This window comes from Pseudomonas sp. F9001 (genome assembly GCF_013385435.1).
Classification (GTDB): Bacteria; Pseudomonadota; Gammaproteobacteria; order Pseudomonadales; family Pseudomonadaceae; genus Aquipseudomonas.
Genome location: NZ_JACAPX010000032.1, coordinates 194558 through 216317, shown reverse-complemented (window position 1 = coordinate 216317; position 21760 = coordinate 194558). Strand labels below are relative to the sequence as shown.

Sequence of the window (21760 nt, the reverse complement as noted above, 5' to 3'; positions counted from 1 at the left end):
CATCTCCTACAACAATCTATTGGGCATTCCGGGCTGCTTATCCGTGCAGCGTGTCCAACCATTGGGCGCGGGTGATGCGATACAACACATGATGCCGCAAGGGGTCATCGGCTGCGACCTTGGGGTGTTCAAAATCTGCCAGGGGATCGTAATGCATACCGATGGCCTGCATGACTTTTTGTGATGGCAGATTGGCTTCAGTGGTAAACGAAACGATTTCGTCCAGCTTCAGCCGGTCGAAACCACAGCGCAGGGCAGTCCAGGCGGCTTCGCTGGCGTAACCCAGGCCCCAGTGTTCCCTGGCCAGGCGCCAGCCGATCTCCACCGCCGGAGTGAACGGGGCCTCGAAGCTCACATTCAGCAAGCCGGTGAGGCCGATGAACTCGCCGCTGTCCTTGCGCTGCAACGCCCACAGGCCAAAACCGTACTCGGCAAAATGGCCGCGAATACGCCCGATCAGCGCGGCACTTTCCAGGCGGCTCAAGGTGGCCGGGAAATACCGCATCACCTGCGGGTCGGCGCACATGCGCGCAAACTCCGGCAAGTCGGCATCCCTCCATTGGCGCAGCACCAGGCGTGCGCTTTCCAATTGCAGTATCGGCTCCATTGGTCCCCCTCCCTTGCCATGTGCGTGAGTGTAACGCGCTGTTAAGATCCGTCGCTGGTTCCCGTCAGAAATCCCCATGCCCTTGCCATTGATCTACCACGACGACTACAGCCCCGAGTTCCCGGCAGACCACCGCTTCCCCATGGATAAATTCCGCCTGTTGCGTGACCATCTGGTGGAGAGCGGCCTGACACGGGACAGCCAACTGCTGCGCCCGGAACTATGCCCCGCCGAGATTCTGGCCCTGGCCCATGAACCTGGGTATATCGAACGCTACATGAGCGGCGAGTTGTCGCGCGAAGACCAACGGCGCCTTGGCCTGCCTTGGAGCGAAGCCCTGGCCCGGCGCACCGTGCGCGCGGTGGGCGGCTCGTTGCTGGCCGCCGAGCAGGCCCTGGAGCACGGCCTGGCCTGCCACCTGGCCGGCGGCACCCACCACGCCCACTACGATTACCCGGCGGGTTTCTGCATCTTCAATGACCTGGCCGTGATCAGCCATTACCTGCTGGCCAGCGGGCGGGTCAACCGGGTGCTGATCTTCGACTGCGACGTGCACCAGGGCGACGGCACCGCACGCATCCTCCACGACACCCCGGATGCAATCACCGTGTCCCTGCACTGCGAAAAGAACTTCCCCGCGCGCAAGGCGCAAAGCGACTGGGACATCCCGCTGCCGATGGGCATGGGCGACGCGGACTACCTCAAGGTGGTCGACGATGCCCTCAACTACCTGCTGCCGCTGTATCAGCCCGACCTGGTGCTGTATGACGCCGGCGTGGATGTACACAAGGACGACGCCCTCGGCTACCTCAAGCTGACAGACCAAGGCGTCGCCGCCCGCGATGAAAGCGTGATGCGCCACTGCCTGGGCCGCGATATTCCGGTGGTCGGGGTGATCGGCGGCGGCTACAGCAAAGACCGCCCTGCCCTGGCCCGTCGCCACGGGATCCTGCACCACAGCGCGCAGCGCGTCTGGACGTCATCAGGCTGTCATTGAGTTATGCGCGTTACCCACAATCGCTGTGGAACTGCCTGTGGATAACCTGAGTGAAAGCCCCTGCAGGCCATAAGCCGCCTGGCCTGCAGAAGGCTGTATGTTTTTTGATCAGGCAGCATGAGCATCCTCGGGTAGAATGCTCGGCCTACTTTGCCGAACCGCAGTTATCCCCATGCCCCAGACTCAAACCCCATCTCAACACGTCATCATCATCGGCGGCGGCCCGGCGGGGCTGATGGCCGCCGAAGTGTTGAGCCAGGCCGGGATCCGGGTCGACCTGTACGACGGTATGCCCTCGGTAGGCCGCAAGTTCCTGCTGGCGGGCGTGGGCGGCATGAACATCACCCATTCCGAACCGTACCCGGCGTTTCTGGCGCGCTATGCCGAACGGGCGCCGTGCATGGCGCCGTTGCTGCGTCAGTTCGGTGCCGAAGCGTTGTGCGAATGGATACACGGGCTGGGGATTGAAACCTTTATCGGCAGCTCCGGCCGGGTGTTTCCTACTGACATGAAAGCCGCCCCGCTGCTGCGGGCCTGGCTCAAGCGCCTGCGCGACCAGGGCGTAGTTATCCACACCCGCCATCGCTGGCTGGGTTGGAATGCCGATGGCAGCCTGCTTATCCACAGCCCCGAGGGCGAAAAAAGCGTACGCGGTGATGCAGTGTTGCTGGCCTTGGGCGGCGGCAGTTGGTCGCGCTTGGGCTCGGATGGGGCGTGGCTGAAGTTGCTGGAAGACAAAGGCGTGCCTTACGCGGCGTTGCAACCGAGCAACTGTGGCTTCGAGGTGTCGGCCTGGAGCGAGTTGATGGTCAGCAAATTCGCCGGGGTACCGCTGAAAAACGTCGCCATTGGCCTGGCAGACGACAAGCCACGGCTGGGGGAATGTGTGGTCACCGCCACGGGCATCGAAGGCAGCCTGATCTATGCGTTGTCGGCACCGATTCGTGAGGCGATCAACCGGGATGGATCGGCCACGGTGCACATTGACCTGTTGCCGAGTAAGCCACTGGACAAGGTGATCGCAGCGCTGAGCAAGCCGCGCGGCTCACGCTCGATGAGCAAGCATTTGCACAGTCAGTTGGGATTGGATGGGGTGAAGGCGGCGCTTTTGCGCGAGCTGTCACCGGCGGAGCACTTCAATGATCCGGCGCAGCTGGCGGTGGATATCAAGGCGCTGCCGCTGAAGCTGGTGAAAACCCGGCCAATGGACGAAGCCATCAGTACCGCAGGCGGCGTGCCGTTTGAGGCGCTGGATGAACGCTTGATGATCAAGCAATTGCCGGGCGTTTTTTGCGCAGGCGAGATGCTGGACTGGGAAGCGCCGACGGGCGGGTATTTGCTGACGGGGTGTTTTGCCAGCGGGCAGGCGGCAGGGCGCGGTGTTCTTGAGTGGTTGAGGCCGGCCACCCCGGCATGACCCACTCACCCCATCACCGCCCGGCAGCAAAGTTACCTCTGACTCAACTGGCTGTTAGATCGGGATAGGCACGTTTAAAAGCTGTTACTTGCTTCTGCAGGAAAGCATCCTCTTCAGGCAGTAAAATTTTCAGATTTTCTATATAACCTGAATACGCACTGAAGAGTCTGGAAGGATCGCCGTGTTTCAAATCGTTCCATTCCTGCTTGAAGGCGTAGCTGAGTTTCTGGCCCTCTTCCTGACTGGTATAAAGCATATCCTGTAGATACTTATCCAATGGCGCCCTTATCTCAGGACTGATCGAATAATTAGCCTCATACAACGACATCAACTCTCTGAACGAATGGATTGCCTGCCCATACTCGCCGCGCGCCGCATGGTCTTCAACCCGGGACCTTAATTCGGCCACACGCAACTCTACCTGCTTGAAAGCTTTCTCGTCAGCAGCCTTGCCTTTCTTGATTTCGCCGTCTACAACAACGCCGCCGATAATGCCCGCCGCCGCCAGGACCGGCAAAACAAAAGGTACTAAAAACACAGCCATATCTACATCTCCATCTAAGTTCGTCATTCAGAAATCAGTTTCTGACTCAACCTCAGTGGAAATGAAGCATTTTAAGTTCCAGCACTTAAACACGGCGACAATTACAAAAAATATCCAAATCACAAGCAATAACTCATCAAGGATGACGAGGCACAACTTGACGCGAGCGGAATTGCTCCGCTCACGGTAGTCACTCTGCGTTTACATGATAACCAACAAGCCCTACTTCTTTTTCCGCGGCCCGGTGTTAAACACGGGCACCTTACGCACTGGCTTGATCGAAGGCTCGACCGGCGTCGCCTCCCCGCTGTCCACCCACTTGCCCAGGTTGCGCTTGCCACCACCGCCGCCCGAAGCCTTGGGTTTCTTCGGCTTTTTCGGCTTCTTCACCACCTGACCAGTGGCATCGGTATCCGGCACACGGTGCTCCGGTTCGAAGTCCTGCTCCATCTTCCGGGTCAACGTCTGACGGGTCAGCATCTCGATGGCCGACAGCATGTTCACTTCATCGGCGCACACCAGGGAAATCGCCTCACCGGTGTTGCCCGCACGACCGGTACGGCCGATGCGGTGGATGTAGTCCTCGGCCACGATCGGCAGGTCAAAGTTGACCACCAGCGGCAAGTCTTCGATATCCAGGCCACGGGCCGCCACGTCCGTGGCCACCAGAATCTGCACGTCGCTGCTCTTGAAGCGATCCAGCGCACGCTGGCGCGTGGCTTGTGGCTTGTCGCCGTGAATCCCGTCGGCATTGATGCCCAGGCCCTGGAGTTTTTCCACCAGCGCGTCCACACCGTTACGGGTCTTGGCGAACACCAGCACCTGCTTCCAGCGGCCCTTGCGCATCAGGTGCACAAACAGCTCGGCCTTGCGCTTCTTGTCCACCGGCACCACCCATTGCTTGACGGTGTTGGCGGCGACGTTGCGCGGGCTGACTTCGACGGTCAGCGGGTCGTTGAGCATCTGCCCGGCCAACTGGCGGATCTCGTCGGAGAAGGTTGCGGAGAACAGCAAGGTCTGGCGCTTTTTCGGCAGCATGCGGTAGATGTTCGCCAGTTCTTCGGAGAAGCCCAGGTCGAGCATGCGGTCGGCTTCATCCAGCACCAGGGTTTGCAGCTGGTTGAGTTTCAGCGCGTTCTGGCGGAACAGGTCGATCAGGCGGCCAGGGGTGGCGACCAGCACATCAACGCCTTTGCGCAGCTTCATCATCTGCGGGTTGATGCTCACGCCGCCGTACACGGCGTAAGTGGTCAGCGGCACGTTTTGGGCGTACTCGGCGACGCTCGCATGAACCTGCTCGGCCAGTTCGCGGGTCGGGCACAGGATCAGCGCGCGCACCGAATTGGCGCTGACTTTCGGCCCTTCCATGGTCAGCAACTGCAGCAGCGGCACGGCGAAACCGGCGGTCTTGCCGGTGCCGGTCTGGGCCGCAGCCATCAGGTCACGGCCTGCCAGCACCGCCGGAATGGCTTGCGCCTGCACCGGCGTCGGGGTCTGGTAGCCAAGCGTCTCAAGGGCGCGCAGCAAGGGTTCGATCAGGCCAAGTGTGGCGAAAGTCATGGAAATACCGTAGGAAAAAGTCAGCGCAAGGTCGCAATGCGCGGCAGTTTACCTTATTTCCGGTTTTGGCTTTCGCCACTGTGGCAGGCTGATCAGCAGCACCGCGCTGATAATCACCAACATCGCCAGGGCTTCTTCCGTGCCGATGGTCTCACCGACAAACACAATCCCAAGCAACACCGCCACCGCCGGGTTGACGTAGGCATAGCTGGTGGCCGCCGCCGGGCGTACGTGCTTGAGCAGGTACATATAGGCATTGAAGGCGATGATCGAGCCGAACACGGTCAAGTACGCCAGGGCCAGCCAGCCTTCCAGCGGCGGCATGGCTTGCAGGTGTTCGCCGCTGACGGCACTGAGCAACAACAGCACGAAACCTGCGATCAGCATCTCCGCCGCACTGGCCATCGCGCCTTGAGGCAGCGGCAAATGCTTGCTCCACACCGAACCAAAGGCCCAGGCCGCCGCCGCAAAGATCAGCAAGGCCGCACCGGTGGGGCTCGATTGCAGGTTGGAGCCCATATTGAGCATGGCGATACCGATAATCCCCAGCACCACCCCGGCCCATTCCAGACGGGTATTGCGCGCGCCCCAGAAATAACCACAGAGCAAGGTGAACAACGGCACCGTCGCCACCGCCAACGCGGCAACCCCGGACGCCACGCCCGTATGTTCTGCCACACTGACCGCACCGTTGCCGAAGGTCAGCAGCAAAATGCCGATCTTCGCGGCAGCCTTCCACTGCACCCACGTCGGCGCCGGCGCCCCGCGCCAGCGCAGGAAGGCATACATCAGCGCGCCCGCCGTCATAAAGCGAATCCCCGCCAGCAACAGCGGCGGCCAGTACTCCACACCAATGCGAATCACCAGGTAGGTAGACCCCCAGATCACGTACAACGCAAAAAAGGCGGCGATCAACGGTAAGGGAAAGCGACGTGGGCCAGGCATTGGGCAGCTCTGTGGCAGGACAAGGGAGCGTTATTTTAGAAATCCCCGGCCGTAAACATAAGTTACAAAACCTGTTTAAAGCGCCAGTACACTTTTCAAAACATGGTTATCAAGGCTATAAACCGTGCTTTCGAAAGCTATGCATTCCCGGAGCCTTATCATGGACAAATACGACCGTATGCTTCTCAGCGCCCTGCTGGAAGACGGCCGCGCGTCCTACGCGCAACTGGCGCGCACCGTGAACCTGTCCGCGCCCGCCGTGGCTGAGCGAGTGGCGAAACTCGAAGCCAGTGGTGTGATTACCGGGTATCAGGCCAAGGTCGACCTGTCGAAGGTGGGGTTGCCGATCCAGTGCGTGATTGAGTTGCGGTTGACCAATCATGGGAGCCAGAAGGTTTACGACGCGCTGTCGGAAATTCCCGAGTTGACTGAATGCCATCGGGTGACGGGCGATCCATGCGTGATCATGCAGGCGGCGGTGGGCTCGATGCCGGAGCTGGAGAACCTGATCAATCGGGTGGCGAAATTCGGGTTCAGCAAGACCTCGATCATCTTGTCGAGCGCGATAGAGCGGCGGGTGCCGTTGGGGCAGTTGGAGGGGAATGGGAAGAGTGGCAACTGAACACGCCGCTCTGCAGCTCGTTCCCACGCTCTGCGTGGGAACGCATCCGGTGACGCTCTGCGTCACGACTTCAAGAGCGGACGCAGAGCGTCCAGGGCGGCATTCCCACGCGGAGCGTGGGAACGATCGCCATCCAGCCTCACAACGCGGTCAACTGTGGGAGCTGGCTTGCCTGCGATGACGTCAGTAGCTTCACTGATGCAGAACAATCAAGTCGACGATTTGCTCGATGGTAGTAATACCCCTCCAGTCTTCCTGGGCCGCGCGCAGATCGAACTGCCACTTGATCTGCATGACGAAGCAAGTCAGGTCGTCATCAATGATCTCAAAGTCATGAATAAAATCCGTTTGCTCTGTCACTTGGCTTCGGTCGATGAAGCCGACGATATCAACAAAAAGTTGAATGACTTTTTCGCTGATCTCAAATCGCGCGAGGTTACTTTCCATTTCCTTCCTCATACGCCTACTTTTTTGGGGCCAGCAAGACTGATCCCTTTCATTTGCAGGACCTTTCCTAGCGCGCTTTCAAGCCTTGCCCACGCTGGTTCATATCGCTAGTCTCGCCCGGTCATCGACCATTCGGTGACCGGATGTGCAAGTCCGATTTGCGGGAGGTAATAGCTTCAGTTTCAGGAGTTTCCCCCTTGATCAAAACAACCAGTTCCCACGAAGAAATCCTCGGCGACAACACCCTCACCCGCCGCGCCATCGATTACTACCTCAAAGCCTCCGCACCGGACGGCGCACCCTTCGTGCTCAACGACAACATGAGTTTCGAAGACGCCCTGGCACGGGCGGCCGATTTGCTGCATTGCGCCGTGGCAACCGCGCAGATACCCGGCGAACACATGAACGGGCAGCAGCGGGCGGTGATGCATTTGGTGGAGATGGCGAAGGTGGTGGTGGATCGGTCGCTGGACTGCTTACAGCCTCGATAACCACCGCAACTCGTTCCCACGCTCTGCGTGGGAATGCATCCGGTGACGCTCTGCGTCACGACTTCAAGAGCGGACGCGGAGCGTCCAGTGCGGCATTCCCACGCGAAGCGTGGGAACGATCATTGCCAGGTCAGAACCCGCGATGCTTCTTCAGATGATCATTGATCTTCGCCGCCGGAACCTTCTGCAAGCTGCACAGCAATTCGTGTGACAACTCCCGCAACCCGTGGGTGCGACGCAGTTCCTCGGCCAGGTGAGCGGTAAGGTTCGCCGCCATCTCCGCGTCCGCCATCGCCCGGTGAGCCTTGCCGGTGTGGGGCAGTTGGGCAAATGAGGTCAGGGTACCCAGCTTGTGATTCGGCGCCGCCGGCATCAAGCGTCGCGCCAGCAATAGCGAACAGGCAAACTTCTGCAAACGCGTACGCCGGATCAACCCCAGCTCGAAATCCCAGAACTTCTGGTCAAACGCAGCGTTGTGGGCCAGCAGCGGCGTGGTGCCGACAAACTCGTTCACCTCGTTCATCACCCGCTCCGCCGACGGTGCGGTGCGCAGCATGGCGTTGCTGATGCCGGTCAGTTGCTCGATAAACCCCGGCACACGCACACCAGCGTTCATCAGGCTCTGGTAGCGGTCCACGATCTGGCCCTGCTCCAGGATGACCACCGCGATTTCCGTGGCCCGGCAGCTGCTGCTCGGCTGGATGCCGGTGGTTTCAAAGTCGATGACCGCTATACGTTCCAAACCTGTTCCAACTCCGTCAAAAATCTATTTAAGCAGCAACGCGCCTTCGATCGGCACGTAGCGGCTGGCGGCGCGTATCAATGAGTTGGCCGTCAGCCCCGGCACGCCGTAGGCCACGGCTTCGACGCCGTGCTTGCTGATGATGCGGTCCAGCAGCATGTCGAAATCACCGTCGCCGGAGGCCAGCACCACTTCGTCGACATGGGCGGCGGCGTCCATGATGTCGATGGTGATGCCCACGTCCCAGTCGCCCTTGGCCGAGCCGTCGCTGCGCTGGATGTAGGGCTTGAGCTTCACGGTAAAACCCAGGTTGCGCAGGATCTGCTGGAACTGCTGCTGTTTGCTGTCGCCACGGTCGATGGCATAGGCATACGCCTCGACAATCTGCCCGCGCTGGCTGATATCAGCCCACAGGGCGGCGTAGTTGAAGTGACAGCCGTACGCCTGGCGCACGGTGTAGTAGAGGTTTTGTACATCGGCGAACACGGCTATCTTTTTCACCGCAAATCCTCATGACACGCGCATGGACCCCGGACTCAAAGGCCCGGAAAGGTTGCCAGTATGCCAGCCACACGGGAGTTTCCGAGAAAAATCAGCCCGGGGCGACGAAGCGCCCCGGTTGAGTGTGGGTCAGACGAAGGAATCGTCGTCGCCAAAGGAGGAGGAGTCGTCGGAATAGTCGTTGTCGGCGAAGCTGTCGGAGGCGTTGTCGCTGCCCCAGCTGTCGTTGCCGGCATATTTCTGGTCGTCGTTGCCCCAGTTGCCGTTGTCGCTGGCCGGAGCCGGCTCTTCGCGGATGATCTCTTCAACCACTTGCGGTTGTTGCGAGTTGTGGCTGAACAGGCTGCTGATGCCTTCTGCCAGCATCACACCACCGGCCACGCCAGCTGCGGTTTTCAGGGCGCCGCCGAGGAAACCGCTGCCAATCGGCGCTGCGGGTGCCTGTTGTGGCTGCTGATAGTTCTGCTGGGGAGCACCGTAGTTCTGCTGCGGCGCAGGTTGCCCGCCAAACGACGGACGCGCCGGTTCACGCCAGCCACCGCCCGACGACGCAGGTGCGCTCTGGGTCGGCTGCGGGTCACGGGAACCGCCGCCGAAAATGCTCGACAGGAAACCGCCACTGCTCGGTGCAGGCTGCGCCGCCTGGGACCTGGCCTGTTGCAGTTGGTCCTGCAACTCCTGGATCTGCTGGGCCTGCTGCTTGTTCTGCGCATCGAGGCTCTTGATCGCGTGCTCTTGCACCAGAATCGACTGGGTCATGTAGTACGCAGCGGCCGGTTGGCGAGTGACGTGTTCCTTGATCCGCGCTTCAGCCTGGGCGTCGCGGGGGGCTGAGTCCGTTTCGGCTTGCTGCAACCGTGAAAACAGTCCGTCGATCAGGGTTTGTTCTTCGCTGTTCATGGCGACCTCGTTAGATTGCCGGTAGAAATCTTCGCCTTGCGCACGATGTGCAAGGTACAACCCAGTTATGGGGCTGTTGCTGATTGTTTCAATGGTCTTTACGCAAGGTTTACGTTTGCTTGCATCTGCTCTTGATCGGTTAAAGTAACGCCCTTGCTTTTCGGCCTGTGAAGACCCTGATGAATCCGTTAGACGTATTGCGCGACTCCTTCTTCTTTTTCAAGCGCAACCTGGGCGCCATCGTGCAGTTGTGCCTGCCACTGGTGATCCTCGAAGCCCTGCTGCAACAGGTGCTCGACCACACGCTCGGCCCAGACGCGTTTCCCGGTTACAGCGTGGTGATCGGGCTGCTGGTGTACCCGCTGTACACCGGCGCACTGATCCTGTTCCTCGACGCCCGCACCCGGGGTGAATCGCCGCGCACCCTGGATGTGCTGGCCATGGCCCTGACCCTGTGGCCGCGCTTTGCCTTGCTGACGGCAATCAGCACGCTGCTGATCCTGCTGGGCCTGTCGCTGTATTTCCTGCCCGGCCTGTGGCTGATGGTGGTGCTGGCTTTCGCCGAATATCTGCTGGTGCTGCGGGGCATGTCGGCGCTGTCGGCCATGAAGGAAAGCCTGCGCCTGACCCGTGGGCATTTCTGGCGGATCCTGGTGTGCCTGCTGTGCGTGATGACCCCGCTGTGGTTGCTCAAGGGCGCCAGCGTGGCGGTCTATCCGGACCCGAACCCGCTGCTGGGCCTGCTGATCGACAGCGCACAAAGCTTCCTGCAACTGTTCACCAGCGTGGTGTTGTTCCGCCTGTTCATGTTGATTGGTGGCGACGCCGACGCGCGGTGATATGCTCCGGGCCTGTCCTGCAACGCCATAAGCCGAGCCGATGACCCGACTACTGCGCATTACCTTGCTGGGCCTGCTGATCCTCGCGGCCCTGCTGACCGGCTTGATCTACAGCCTGACCTGGCGCCCTGCCGACAAGGAAACCCTGCCCATCCGCTGCGTCGCGCCCCGTGCGCCGACCCTGCTGCCTGGGCAGGCGCTAAAGGTCATGACCTGGAACGTGCAGTACCTGGCGGGCAAGAACTACGTGTTCTGGTACGACACCCCGGACGGCAGCGGCCCGGACGACCGCCCGACCGTTGAAGACATGGCTTCAAGCCTCGACGAAGTGGCGCGGGTGATCCGCGACGAGCAGCCCGACATCCTGCTGTTGCAGGAAGTCGACGAAGGCGCCAAGCCTTCCAGCTACCAGGACCAACTGGCCTTGCTCCAGGAGCGACTGGCCGACCTCTACCCGTGCAGCGCCCAGGCCTTCGACTGGAAAGCCGACTTCGTGCCCGACCTGCATATCTTCGGCAGCGTCGGTCGCAAGCTGGTGACCATGAGCCGCTACCAGATCGAACACGCCGAGCGCCTGCAATTGCCGGTAGCACGCGCCAACCTGATCAGCCGTCAGTTCCAGCCCAAGCCCGCGTTATTGCTGACCTACCTGCCGTTGAGCGATGGCGGCCAGTTGGCCGTGCTCAATACTCGCCTGGACGGCGCGGCCCCCGGGCACAACGCCGTGCTGGAACAGGTGCAGGCGACCGTCAAGCTGGTGGATAAATTCGAGAGCCGCGGCACGCCATGGCTGATGGGCGGGGATTTCAACCTGATGCCGCTGGGACAGTTCCTGCGCCTGGACCCCGGCAAGCGCGGGCAATACTCGCCGGACAGTGAGCTGCACCTGCTGTGGGAAAAGTACCCGATGATCCCGAGCAACAGCCAATCCAGCGGGATTGACCGGGACCAGTGGCTGACGTATTTCCCGAATGACCCAACCGTAGAGGGGCCGGATCGTACGCTGGATTACCTGTTCCACAGCTCGCGCATCAAGAAGGTTGAGAGCAAGGTGCGCCAGAGCGATACGGTGCGTATCTCCAATCATTTGCCGGTGATTGCGCGGTTCCTGTTGCCCGCCGCGCAGTAACTAACACTGCAAAATGGTGTGGGAGCTGGCTTGTGTGGGAGCCGGGCTTGCCCGCGATGCAGGCACCTCGGTCTATCCGACAGACCGAGGTGATGCCATCGCAGGCAAGCCAGCTCCCACATTAGATCTGCGATGTACTTACTTTTTCGGCTTGATCCGGGCAGTCGGTTCAGCAATCAACGGATCATCCGGCCAGTAATGCTTCGGATACCGCCCCTTCAAATCCTTCTTCACCTCGGCGTAAGTACTGCGCCAGAAGTTCGCCAGGTCCTGCGTCACCTGCACGGGCCGTCTGGCCGGCGACAACAGGTGCAGCTTGACCACCTGCCGCCCGCCGGCGATCCGCGGCGTATCCGCCAGCCCGAACAATTCCTGCAAGCGCACCGCCAGAATCGGCGGCTGCTCGCTGTAGTCCAGCCGCACCGACGAGCCCGACGGCACCTTCAGATGGTGCGGCGCCAGCTCGTCCAACCGCGCCGGCAACGGCCACGGCAGCAGGTTATGCAGGAAGCTGGAAATATCCAGACTGGCGAAATGGCTCAGGCGCGACACCTTGCCCAGGTACGGCATCAACCAGTGCTCCAGGCTGGCAAGCAAAGCGCTGTCGCTGACATCCGGCCATTCACTGGCCTTGCCGCTATCCAGACCACGCAGCAGCATCACCCGCGCCTGCCATTGGCGCAGCTCCGGGGTCCAGGGCAGCAATTCCAGGCCTTTGCGCCGCACCAGGTTGACCAGCGCCTGGCTGCGGGCGGACTCGTCGAGGCCGGTCAGCGGTTCGCGGCTGAGCACCAGTTCGCCGACCTTGCGCTGGCGTTCGGCCCGCAGCACGCCCTCGCGCTCATCCCAGTCAAGCTGGTCGACATTACGCACCTGCTCGGCCAACACCGAGTCGAACAGCGCCGGATCAAAATCCGCCGCGAGGTAAATCCGTTCTTCACGCTGGCCCTGGCGGCTGCCCAGATCGGCGATCACCAGCCAGGGTTGCTTCATCAGGCTGTCGGCTTCGGCGAACAACGCGGCACGGCCGTTGGCGAGGCGGTATTCGGCACCGCCCGCCCGCCGTTGCTGGGCGACGCGGTCCGGGTAGGCCAGCGCCAGCAACGCGCCGAGCCAGCGCGGATGATCGGGATCAGCCACCGGCTGCTCTGCCTTGCCTCTTAAATAGCCACGGTATTGCCGCGCCAGTTGGCGGGCACGCTGCACACCGCCCTGGGTGCCACGGGCCTTTTCTTCACCGGATAACAGGGCCAGGCGGCTGTGCAAATCCGCACCGGCACCACGCAGGATATCGCGCTCACCCAACAGTGCCGCCACGTCACAGGCCATGCTCGCCAGGCCCAGATCCTGACCACGCAGCAGCAAATGAGCGATTCGCGGGTGCGCCGGCAACCCGGCCATTTTCTGGCCGTGGGCGGTCAGCTTGGTATCGCTCAACGCTCCGAGGCGCTCGAGCAAATCCTGGGCCTGTGCATAAGCCGCGGTGGGCGGAACGTCGAGCCATACCAACTGAGTAGGCGCCACGCCCCAGCGGCCCAATTGCAGGGCCAAACCGGAAAGATCCGCCGAGAGAATTTCCGCACTGGAATACGCCGCCAGCCCTTCATGCTGGTCCTCGGACCACAACCGATAACACACCCCCGGCTCCAGTCGCCCTGCCCGGCCGGCACGCTGGGTGGCGCTGGCGCGAGAGATGCGCTGGGTGTCGAGACGGGTCATGCCGCTGCCCGGGTCGAAACGCGGGACCCGCGCCAACCCGGCGTCGATCACCACGCGCACGCCGTTGATGGTTAGGCTGGTCTCGGCAATGTTGGTGGCCAGCACCACTTTGCGCTGGCCGGCGGGCGCCGGGTCGATGGCGGCGCGCTGGGCGGCCAGGTCCAGTTCGCCGTGCAGCGGACATAGCAGCACATCGGGGTTATCGCCCAGCGCATCAGCCAATTGCTGACTAACCCGACGAATCTCGGCCTGCCCCGGCAGGAACACCAGCACGCTGCCGGTTTCATCATGCAGGGCTTCAAGGATGGTCTGCACCAACCGCGGTTCGATAAATTCACCGGGCTGGAATGGCCGGCCCCAGCGCATCTGCACCGGGTACATGCGCCCTTCGCTGCGCAGGATCGGCGCGTCGTCCAGCAACCCGGCCAGGCGTTCGCCTTCCAGGGTGGCGGACATCAGCAGGATCTTCAGTGGCTGCTCGTCGCGAAACAGGTCTCGACCATTAAGACTAAGGGCCAGCGCCAGATCGGCGTCCAGGCTGCGTTCGACCATTTCCCCATAATGTATTTTCTTGTCAACCTGACAAACCCTTCTATTATTGGTACAAGAAATAAATTTTGGTTAATAATCTTAATGACAGTCATCAAATACTCAATTTCACTATCCAACTACCCTCTCCAGTGGGTATCGGCGGAAGCTGAGGAGATGATCGGAGCGCAGATGGTCGATGCAGACGCTTCGGACAGCCAAGCTCTACGCCTGATCGAGTGCGTCGCCCACGTGTCGGAGACACCACTGGGTGCGACCTGTCTGACTGATGGCTCGATTGAAAAGGTGGTTGGATTGCTCGTGGCGGCCCTCAAAGACGGCAGCCTCGTAGAGTTAGGCGCGCAGATGCGCCGCAGGTACATCAGAAAATTCACATCGCTACTCGTGCCGGATCCGAGCAATGACAGCGCATTCGACTCGGAGCACCTCTCAGACGAGGCTGCAGAAAATTGGGGGCGGATGCTTGCGGCCTGTGCGAAAGACACCCTGCTGTACTGGGGCGGCTGGCCGTTGTTCAGCAGGAAGCGTCACACCAAGTACTTGAATATCCAGCAGGTCTGGATTTCCCATGGCAGCGCCTTCGCACAGCAAGTCTACGGAGCCCTGCACAGCTACTACCTAAAACAGGCAAGGCCCGCCATCGCGGTTCACAACCGAGTCCTCAATCACATCGCCCTGAACCAAGACAAATGGCCGGTAGAAGCGTTTCAAGACCCCGACCGGGTGAGCGAGCTTTTCACGGACGTGATGAACGACTCGTTCCTGGACATGTATGACCGTAATCGTGATACCGACGCGTACGCCCGCATCTGGAACACCAGCATGTTGTGCTTTGAACAGTCGCTAATCGCCCGATCCATCTGGGCGGCCCCCTACGATGGCTTACCCAGAGCCCCGGTGAACGGAAGCGACACTCGCCATTGGCACCGCGTAGGCAAAGACGGCAGCGAGTTCATTGGCAAAACGATCACTCGTGTTCCCGTCGAGGTCACCGATGAGCAAGCCATGAAAATCTTGTTCGAGGACGTACAGTCTGACCTGAAAACCGTGCTGGACTGGGCGCAAGACAGGGCCCAGAACCTAAGAGAGCGTGCTGTGCTTCGTAGGTATATCGGGACAAGGTCAGACACCAATACGGTGCTAGCCGATCACAGCCCTGGATACATCTCAGAGTGCCGGACATTTGAAACCGACGGTTTCAGTAGCAACACTAATTACATCAATGCCACATATGGCAAGTATCTGAAGGCAGAGCTGTCCTGCAACTTTGGCCTTCCCATCAGCCATAGCCTCTTCCCCTTTCAGTTACTACTTGTTAATCAGCAACCTGCAATAACACCGACATTTCTTTATGACCTGCGATTGTTCAAACCGAACGGAGACCCATATGGTTTCAGGCGTATTGACGGCGTATATTATTTAACTGGCCGAAAAGATCGTCTAGGCCCTAAGAAAGCAGAGCAAACCCTAGAACTAACTACTGCGGCTGCCAAACTTGTCATGCAGGTGATCCGGATCACTCAGCCGCTACGTGACCGGCTAAAAAAAGATGGCAATGACGCTTGGCGATATTTGTTCCTTACCTGCGGCACGGCCATGGAGTACCCGAAAAAATCATCCCCCACCCAGCTCAACAAGGTGACCCTCGCAACATCTACAGGGCAAAAATTCCTCTCGCAATTCTCATATTTCACTGCCAAACGGGGCGAGGAGCTTTTCAATTTCTTGTGCAGGGTTAGCTTGGCCAGTGTACGGGCCACAGTTGGCTTAAATGTCTACATCGAAACGGGCAGTATTTCAAAAATGGCGAAAGCCCTTGGCCACACATCTCGTACGGTGACACTGGGCCATTATCTTCCAAAGGCGATTCTTGACTTCTTTGAAGTCCGGTGGGTGCGCATATTCCAACGAAACATGGTATGCCTGGCAATGGAGGATAGCCCGTACCTCTTCCAGGCCAGCCATTTTAAAAATATGGAAGAGCTCGACACATTCCTGAAGAATCACGCGCTGAGCGAAATCCCTTATCACATGAAAGATCCCGAAAGGAATGAATCGGCGACGACAATCCCCGATACCGTTTACGTTCATGTCAGCGTCGGCGTTCTCACTATCCTGTTGTCCCTAGAAAAGGCTGTCGAACGAGCAAGGAAAGATACCGTGACAGCGTTACATGCCATCAGTGGTTACGCTGCGTACTGGACTCGGTTTTGCAAAGCGCTTGTGAATGACATCAACAAAAGTCATGACCGAGTGTTGAAGGGTTACTTGGAGACTGCACGCACGCATGCAAACGCTGACTTGGCTGAAGATTTTATTTATGAAGCCGCATAGGAAAATCCCGGAGAAGCTCTCATTCCTGAAGACGCTGAAGAAGCCTTCTTCTGAAGGCTATCGAAAAGCCCCATGGCTGCTGAATGACTTCAGTCAAAACATTTGGCATGTGAATTTTGAATACAAGGAAGCTAAACACCTTAACTGGTGCGTGGAGTTATATGATGGATCAGTGCTAACTGAGCCGAAAAATGAGCGACTTCTGACTAGCTTCAAGCACTTCGTGATTATCGCCACGAGTAATCATGGCTATTATGACGCACACACCAATGGCCTTAAAACCCAAGTGCGCAGCTACAGCATTGCCTTGAAGATAATCGATCATCTTCTGCTCAACGCCGAGGCCTATGGCCTGTTAGTGACAGGACTGGCTGGGCTCAGTGACCAGAACCTCATGGGAATGCTGAATCAGTTTGCTCAGAGTAGCTCGTCTGTAGAGTCGGTATATGAATGGCCTGAACGTCTCGCCTCATTTTTGCTAAAACTTCGCTCGGATACCTCCGATAGTGCGATCAACCAACTGCTCGCATCCTACCCTCACCTTTCGGTGGTCACCGAGCAGCAAATTGAACTGAGCCCCCTTCCAATTCCGATGGATGAAGTACCTGCAATCCGGGCCAGTTTAATTCTCAATGGTTATGCATCTAGGTGGCCACCAGAGGCGAAAGCCTCGATCGTCAACATACCAAAAATCAGCCATCACATTTTATCATCAACTGTGAAAGCAAAGGATGTTCGAAAACCTATTTATCCGATTTTAGATATAGATAACGATGACTTCTACCGTACAGAATACGAGGCAATGCCGGTATCCACGACCGAAGGCAGCAAAATGACCGACAGTATTTTCTTGTCGTATCGGAAAGCGCTGTACTCCATGGGTACACTTCACAAGCTCGGAGCCGATGTACCGTCACCAAAAAGCTTACAAGCAATCCAGAAGTTCGTTGCTCACGATAGCAAGGCTGGAGGGTCTTTTCGAACAGCCCCTTCAGAGGTGGTGCTAAGCAGCGTTAAAAACGCCATCGAATTCCATTATAAATATGGCAGTGACATTGTCTTGTTGATGAGCAGACTGCTTAAAAAATGCCAATCGGAAAACGTGACTCTCAACAAGATCACCGACAAAGATGTCATGAGCCTCTGCCCCGAGTCACTCATGGCGCTGGGGGTAAAAAAGCTGGGTATCACAGCGCTAAACGTAGGCTCACCCTATGGCCCCGCCTCCGCCGACCGTAAGGGGAGTCGAACAAACTACTACAAAAAGCTCAGGGCGAATGTTGGTTTCCTGGAGCTATTCGGCGTCTATGTGGGCTGCGTACAAATCGTCACCGGGGCAATGACCGCTCGGCGGCTTGGGGAGTTGACCGATCTCCCAGCCAAAGGGAGCTTGGACAAAAGTCGGCAGTGGTTGAAGTTTTGGCTGCGCAAAAGCAGTCGAGGAATGATGGGGCGGCGCAAAAGCATCATGCGCCCCATTGAGCCCGTGGCTGCGGAGATGATTGGCAGTCTCGAAGCATATCATCAGACGCTTCTTGAGACTGGCTTCACCGATGAAGACCTGCCGCTGTTTGCGTCTCCCACGTTGAATGCAAAGGGCACGATCAGCTCCGGAGTGTCCGTCTACCTGAGAAACCTTGATCTGTTCTGCGACTACTTTGAGACGGCCCTTTGTGACGGCAAACGCTACTACCTGCGTCAACACCAACTCCGTCGGTTCTTCGCCATGTTGTTCTTTCACTGCGCCCAAGATGGCGATGAGTCGACAATCCGGTGGATGCTGGGGCACGTTGACCTTGAACACCTGTGGCACTATATCAACGAAAATATTGATGGCACGATTTTGGCCGGCGCCAAGGCTCACCACCTCGCACAACAGATCTATACAAAAGGCGAAGAGGGTTACACAGACCTCATGGATCTGATCAATGAAACCTACGGCACGCAGACCTATGTCAAAGGTGACGCGGCGAAGCTGGAAGAGCGCATCGAGCAGTTGGTGAACAACGGCTTAGTCGATGCTGAACCTGAGTTCATTTTGCAACCAGGTGGCACCAAATTGAGAATTGTGACGACAGTCCGGAGAAATATTCATGAACAGGACTGAGAAGTACAGGGCCGACGGCCAGGCCGCAATCAATTCACTCAGGGAGTTCTTGTATTACGTTATTTCCAATCCGGGCGAATTCAACGCCCGTGCAGACCTTGTTAAGGCCCTTGGGAGCCAAGGGGGCATGGTGTCGCTCAACGACCAGATCGACACTGAAAAGGGATCGATCAAGCTCGTTCCAATGTCACTCAACACCGCTAAAAAACATGCATCTACTTGTCTACCTCAGGGCTTTGAAACGCTTGAAAAGCTTCGAGCTGAAGCCCTTTCAACACTGTCAGCCTGGGCTGCCGCTCCTGCAAAGAAATTGACCAAAGAGGGTTTGAAGAGACAAAAGACAAACCTTGAATCTGAAGTTGAATCGCTAATAAATTCAAACTTTGTCCTTTTGCAGTGCGTCTCAATAGCCATGGGTGCTCTCGAATCTGTTCGAACAGAACGAGATGGGCAACAACGAGAAAAAATAATTTTTGATACGAGTGCAACATTGAAAGCAGCACTCAGCATAAACAAGCCACCTTTTAACTCCCCCGTATCCGACACTAACGTGACCCCAATCGGGAAAGGGAGGGCAAAGAAATGAGCGCAGACTCGATTAAGACTCGAAGGGTTGTCAAAAAAGTTACGCTCTTCAGCCACTACTCCCTGAACCGTCTTGCCGTCAAGGAAGCTGATAATCTCACATTTCTCTACTGGCCCAACGGCAAGCCCTGCCACCTCGCTAATCTCTACATGGTCTCGCTACGAAATCGCGTCAGCATGGGCCGCAGAAGTGGACTGGCGCGTCGAGGTAAAGGAGGCGGTACGATAGGTGGATATGCACACAAAATAAATAGATTACTGAAATTTGCTTTTGATCTAGGAATCGATCTGACTGATTTAAATGACGGGCTGTTTAGCGACTTTATAGAAGATCTTAGATCAGAAAAAAGCAAAAGATATACCTCTGAACTCGCCAGAAACGAAAATACTCTTCACGACATAGGCAGCGCGTGCCTTTATTTTCTTGAATTTATAGGCTCACTATTTGAAAATGACAGATTCGTCGCAAAAAATGGGATTATCAAAGCCTACCAAGAAAAGGTCAAAAATCCCGCAGGATACGACACATTTGTCTGGAGACATCATTCTTTCAGTTCTGGCGAGGCATGTGAGAAACGTAAACCTATAGATCAGCGCACAGTAAAAGATTTACGTGAAACAGCAAACAAACTTCCAACATCCGATCATATTGCCGCGCGAACGCAACTTATACTATCGATGCTTGAGAACCTCGGGTGCCGTAGAGCTGAATTAGCGGAAGTATTAGTAGAAAGCGTTCTAGAAGCCATGGCAATGAAATTTCCCAGCCTGAAAATGATCACACTCAAGCGAGGCAAGCCGCATATTAGAACAGTGCCCGTCACTCGCATGCTGTTGAATGAAGTATACAACTATATTGAGCTGTATAGGATAGATGTCATTGACAGGTGTCTAAAGGGAAAAGATCACGGCTTTCTTCTTGTTGCCGAGACCACTGGACAGCCCTACAGCCCGGATAGCATCACCAATGAAATCCGTTTACTTAGGAAAAAGGCCAATATAAGCGAGCCGGCCACTGCTCACCTGTTCAGACACGCTTTCATTACAAATCTATTTGTGCTAATGATCGAGAGGCACCGTTTCAAAGATGAGGGTAGCTTCAAGAACCAATTCATAAGCGACACTTTCTTCAAACATCAAATCCTTCAATTGACGGGGCAAAAGACTCTCGCGTCATTAGACACGTACATCAATATAGCCTTCGCACGTATCAACAACTACACAGCATCCGTATCTGCTGCTGATCTGCTGAGAATCCATAGACAATTCGATGATTATTTTGATCGTCTGCTTTCAGACTACACCGATGGCCGAATGTCCAAAGAAAAGTTCTACAGCGCATTGGCCAAGCTCAGATCCGCACGCGACTCCGACTACGAGGGTGCAGAAGAACTGGAGACTAGGTTCAGAGATGGCACCTCCGGCACGCTATTCCCAGAGTAGTAGCGTGACCCACCATCCCCGTCGAACTCATGCCGTCACCCAGCCTAAAACATTAGAGGGCCTTTCTAAGGTCAAAAGCTGCCTGAACAGAATCCTCTGCGGCGACCTGTATGGCATGGTAAAAGTCTCGGAACGCGGTCATATCGGCATGGTTTTCAGCAAGTCAAAAACGCCCGCTTATCCTAGCGTTCGGCCACTTTGTCCCGAATGGCTACATAAGCCTCGACCACCCGGTCGAATCGCCCTTGCATGATGGCTGCCTGCTGCTGCGCGCCGTGGATCAGGAGCGCTCTAGCATGGGCAGCGTCCGCCTCGGTGTTATGTCTATCAGCGTGATGGCCTAGCTGGGCCGAAAAATGATGAAACTCGTGAGTTACTGTGTGGCTGCCTGACACCAACTGTATGACCGCTTCATCAAACGGATCAATCGCCTGCGATGGCACCTCTGCGATGGACTTCCTCAGGAACACCCTCTCGGAGTACAGCAAGTCACGTCGCTCCATGACAAACTCGACCATGTCCTTAAACGGCACGCCCTTTTTCAAGTCACGCTCAACGACATTGTAGAAGTCTTGGTAATCGTTATAGACGAGCTTCGCCGCATTGAAGGTGGGAAGGATGTAATGCTCATATGAGACGGCCCTGTGCCGTTTCCTCTCGTTGAGCAGAGCGATAAATGCGTCAATCAGCGTTTTAAATAGATCAAGTGCCATATTGCCTTCCATGGTTTTAGTCTTGGAGGAGCGATCACAAGACTGGTCGTCGAATTACGTGATGAGGAAAACAACATACCAACAAAATCGCATACCGAGAAAGTTTACGTCCCGCGAGGCTTCGCCCGCCCCGTCGCCTCTGCCACCAGGGGATTTTCAGGCCAATAGTGTTTGGGGTACCTGCCCTTCAAGTCTTTCTTCACTCCGGCATAGGTCGTGCTCCAGAAGCTCGCCAGATCCTGAGTAACCTGTACCGGGCGCCTGGCGGGCGATAGCATGTGCAGCTTGAGCACCTCCCTTCCGTTCGCGTTTCGAAGCGTCTCCGACAACCCAAAGATCTCCTGCAGCCGTACAGCGAGGACATTCGGATATGAGCACATCTATAAAAATATCATTCGACCTGTCCAAGAGGAGGGTAAGTCAGGGGTTAAGGCCACGGTGAAGTGGGCCATCCTCAGCATCCTGATTTCCACAGCTATCTCGCTGGTGATCAGCAACTGGTCATTCTTGAAGGATGGAGTTAAGGCTTTGTTTGCTACCTGACCCGACCTCCTCCTCCTCCTCCTCCT

Annotated in this window: 20 protein-coding genes and 2 pseudogenes; 10 read left to right on the top strand and 12 right to left on the bottom strand. The window is 57.3% G+C overall.

All coding sequences use genetic code 11. The features are described 5' to 3' along the window. Positions 1–37: 37 nt before the first annotated feature. The gene (locus HX818_RS25690; protein ID WP_177020958.1) at positions 38–607 is read right to left on the bottom strand and encodes a GNAT family N-acetyltransferase; all 570 of its coding nucleotides are present in this window, start codon (positions 605–607) and stop codon (positions 38–40) included. A gap of 76 nt (positions 608–683) precedes the next feature. Between HX818_RS25690 and HX818_RS25685 the strand changes: the two genes are divergently transcribed. After that, positions 684–1604, top strand: coding sequence for a histone deacetylase (locus HX818_RS25685; protein WP_008436610.1), 921 nt, complete (start codon positions 684–686; stop codon positions 1602–1604). A 172-nt stretch (positions 1605–1776) separates the two neighbouring features. After that, a complete protein-coding gene (locus tag HX818_RS25680; RefSeq protein WP_177020957.1) occupies positions 1777–3021 on the top strand; it encodes a TIGR03862 family flavoprotein in 1245 nt (414 codons plus the stop codon). A gap of 43 nt (positions 3022–3064) precedes the next feature. Here the strand turns inward: HX818_RS25680 and HX818_RS25675 are convergent, their stop codons facing one another. The 3 genes from HX818_RS25675 to yedA all read right to left on the bottom strand — a co-directional run bounded on the left by HX818_RS25675 (position 3065) and on the right by yedA (position 6070). Beyond that, a complete protein-coding gene (locus HX818_RS25675) occupies positions 3065–3592 on the bottom strand; it encodes a hypothetical protein (protein ID WP_238544249.1) in 528 nt (175 codons plus the stop codon). Between the two features lie 195 nt (positions 3593–3787). Further along, complete coding sequence (locus HX818_RS25670) at positions 3788–5125, bottom strand: DEAD/DEAH box helicase (protein WP_003215511.1); 1338 nt, start codon at positions 5123–5125, stop codon at positions 3788–3790. Positions 5126–5173: 48 nt separating this feature from the next. Then, positions 5174–6070 (bottom strand): drug/metabolite exporter YedA, encoded by an 897-nt coding sequence (gene yedA, locus HX818_RS25665; RefSeq protein ID WP_008436601.1) that lies wholly within the window; start codon positions 6068–6070, stop codon positions 5174–5176. Between the two features lie 160 nt (positions 6071–6230). On the opposite strand from yedA, the gene HX818_RS25660 reads away from it, so the two are divergent. Next, positions 6231–6692, top strand: coding sequence for an Lrp/AsnC family transcriptional regulator (locus HX818_RS25660; RefSeq protein WP_003215506.1), 462 nt, complete (start codon positions 6231–6233; stop codon positions 6690–6692). Positions 6693–6884: 192 nt separating this feature from the next. Here the strand turns inward: HX818_RS25660 and HX818_RS25655 are convergent, their stop codons facing one another. Then, entirely contained in the window at positions 6885–7139 is a 255-nt protein-coding gene (locus HX818_RS25655) for an acyl carrier protein (RefSeq protein WP_177020956.1), read from the bottom strand. 197 nt (positions 7140–7336) lie between these two features. Between HX818_RS25655 and HX818_RS25650 the strand changes: the two genes are divergently transcribed. Then, complete coding sequence (locus HX818_RS25650) at positions 7337–7630, top strand: DUF6124 family protein (protein ID WP_177020955.1); 294 nt, start codon at positions 7337–7339, stop codon at positions 7628–7630. 130 nt (positions 7631–7760) lie between these two features. On the opposite strand, the gene HX818_RS25645 is transcribed toward HX818_RS25650, so the two are convergent. From HX818_RS25645 to HX818_RS25635, 3 genes are all read right to left on the bottom strand, one after another. After that, complete coding sequence (locus HX818_RS25645) at positions 7761–8372, bottom strand: PolC-type DNA polymerase III (protein WP_003215504.1); 612 nt, start codon at positions 8370–8372, stop codon at positions 7761–7763. Positions 8373–8396: 24 nt separating this feature from the next. Continuing rightward, on the bottom strand, positions 8397–8873 hold the full coding sequence (locus HX818_RS25640) for an NYN domain-containing protein (protein ID WP_003215502.1): 477 nt from the start codon (positions 8871–8873) through the stop codon (positions 8397–8399). 129 nt (positions 8874–9002) lie between these two features. Further along, positions 9003–9773 carry a DUF2076 domain-containing protein gene (locus HX818_RS25635; protein ID WP_008436594.1) on the bottom strand — a complete coding sequence of 257 codons (771 nt, stop codon included), beginning with the start codon at positions 9771–9773 and terminating at the stop codon, positions 9003–9005. A 179-nt stretch (positions 9774–9952) separates the two neighbouring features. Between HX818_RS25635 and HX818_RS25630 the strand changes: the two genes are divergently transcribed. Both HX818_RS25630 and HX818_RS25625 read left to right on the top strand, forming a co-directional pair. Continuing rightward, entirely contained in the window at positions 9953–10612 is a 660-nt protein-coding gene (locus HX818_RS25630) for a YciC family protein (protein WP_003215498.1), read from the top strand. A 40-nt stretch (positions 10613–10652) separates the two neighbouring features. After that, a complete protein-coding gene (locus tag HX818_RS25625) occupies positions 10653–11741 on the top strand; it encodes an endonuclease/exonuclease/phosphatase family protein (RefSeq protein ID WP_177020954.1) in 1089 nt (362 codons plus the stop codon). Positions 11742–11879: 138 nt separating this feature from the next. On the opposite strand, the pseudogene hrpB reads toward HX818_RS25625, so the two are convergent. Then, positions 11880–14021, bottom strand: a pseudogene (hrpB, locus tag HX818_RS25620) (ATP-dependent helicase HrpB); the annotation flags it as partial. 72 nt (positions 14022–14093) lie between these two features. Between hrpB and HX818_RS25615 the strand changes: the two are divergent. The 4 genes from HX818_RS25615 to HX818_RS25600 are packed head-to-tail and all read left to right on the top strand — an operon-like array spanning position 14094 to position 20478. Continuing rightward, complete coding sequence (locus HX818_RS25615; protein ID WP_177020953.1) at positions 14094–16343, top strand: hypothetical protein; 2250 nt, start codon at positions 14094–14096, stop codon at positions 16341–16343. Continuing rightward, positions 16297–18450, top strand: a complete 2154-nt coding sequence (locus tag HX818_RS25610) for a site-specific recombinase (protein WP_256346374.1) — start codon at positions 16297–16299, stop codon at positions 18448–18450. Before HX818_RS25615 ends, HX818_RS25610 begins: the two co-directional genes overlap by 47 nt. Then, the gene (locus HX818_RS25605) at positions 18437–19036 is read left to right on the top strand and encodes a hypothetical protein (protein WP_087693564.1); all 600 of its coding nucleotides are present in this window, start codon (positions 18437–18439) and stop codon (positions 19034–19036) included. Before HX818_RS25610 ends, HX818_RS25605 begins: the two co-directional genes overlap by 14 nt. Next, on the top strand, positions 19033–20478 hold the full coding sequence (locus tag HX818_RS25600) for a site-specific integrase (RefSeq protein ID WP_177020952.1): 1446 nt from the start codon (positions 19033–19035) through the stop codon (positions 20476–20478). The genes HX818_RS25605 and HX818_RS25600 overlap by 4 nt, the downstream gene beginning before the upstream one ends. Before the next feature lie 182 nt (positions 20479–20660). On the opposite strand, the gene HX818_RS31330 is transcribed toward HX818_RS25600, so the two are convergent. The 3 genes and pseudogenes from HX818_RS31330 to HX818_RS31065 all read right to left on the bottom strand — a co-directional run. Continuing rightward, positions 20661–21203 (bottom strand): hypothetical protein, encoded by a 543-nt coding sequence (locus HX818_RS31330; protein WP_256346375.1) that lies wholly within the window; start codon positions 21201–21203, stop codon positions 20661–20663. 92 nt (positions 21204–21295) lie between these two features. Continuing rightward, positions 21296–21559: pseudogene (locus HX818_RS25590) on the bottom strand (ATP-dependent helicase C-terminal domain-containing protein); the annotation flags it as partial. Positions 21560–21571: 12 nt separating this feature from the next. After that, positions 21572–21760 (bottom strand): hypothetical protein (locus tag HX818_RS31065; RefSeq protein WP_218176120.1); only part of this gene is annotated, 189 nt, incomplete at its 5' end.

Bases quoted from the DNA above. Each gene is read 5' to 3' on its own strand.
- HX818_RS25690 (WP_177020958.1), bottom strand. From the start codon at position 607: ATGGAGCCGATACTGCAATTGGAAAGCGCACGCCTGGTGCTGCGCCAA.
- HX818_RS25685 (WP_008436610.1), top strand. From the start codon at position 684: ATGCCCTTGCCATTGATCTACCACGACGACTACAGCCCCGAGTTCCCG.
- HX818_RS25680 (WP_177020957.1), top strand. From the start codon at position 1,777: ATGCCCCAGACTCAAACCCCATCTCAACACGTCATCATCATCGGCGGC.
- HX818_RS25675 (WP_238544249.1), bottom strand. From the start codon at position 3,592: ATGACGAACTTAGATGGAGATGTAGATATGGCTGTGTTTTTAGTACCT.
- HX818_RS25670 (WP_003215511.1), bottom strand. From the start codon at position 5,125: ATGACTTTCGCCACACTTGGCCTGATCGAACCCTTGCTGCGCGCCCTT.
- yedA (WP_008436601.1), bottom strand. From the start codon at position 6,070: ATGCCTGGCCCACGTCGCTTTCCCTTACCGTTGATCGCCGCCTTTTTT.
- HX818_RS25660 (WP_003215506.1), top strand. From the start codon at position 6,231: ATGGACAAATACGACCGTATGCTTCTCAGCGCCCTGCTGGAAGACGGC.
- HX818_RS25655 (WP_177020956.1), bottom strand. From the start codon at position 7,139: ATGGAAAGTAACCTCGCGCGATTTGAGATCAGCGAAAAAGTCATTCAA.
- HX818_RS25635 (WP_008436594.1), bottom strand. From the start codon at position 9,773: ATGAACAGCGAAGAACAAACCCTGATCGACGGACTGTTTTCACGGTTG.
- HX818_RS25630 (WP_003215498.1), top strand. From the start codon at position 9,953: ATGAATCCGTTAGACGTATTGCGCGACTCCTTCTTCTTTTTCAAGCGC.
- HX818_RS25625 (WP_177020954.1), top strand. From the start codon at position 10,653: ATGACCCGACTACTGCGCATTACCTTGCTGGGCCTGCTGATCCTCGCG.
- HX818_RS25615 (WP_177020953.1), top strand. From the start codon at position 14,094: ATGACAGTCATCAAATACTCAATTTCACTATCCAACTACCCTCTCCAG.
- HX818_RS25610 (WP_256346374.1), top strand. From the start codon at position 16,297: ATGCAAACGCTGACTTGGCTGAAGATTTTATTTATGAAGCCGCATAGG.
- HX818_RS25605 (WP_087693564.1), top strand. From the start codon at position 18,437: ATGAACAGGACTGAGAAGTACAGGGCCGACGGCCAGGCCGCAATCAAT.
- HX818_RS25600 (WP_177020952.1), top strand. From the start codon at position 19,033: ATGAGCGCAGACTCGATTAAGACTCGAAGGGTTGTCAAAAAAGTTACG.
- HX818_RS31330 (WP_256346375.1), bottom strand. From the start codon at position 21,203: ATGGAAGGCAATATGGCACTTGATCTATTTAAAACGCTGATTGACGCA.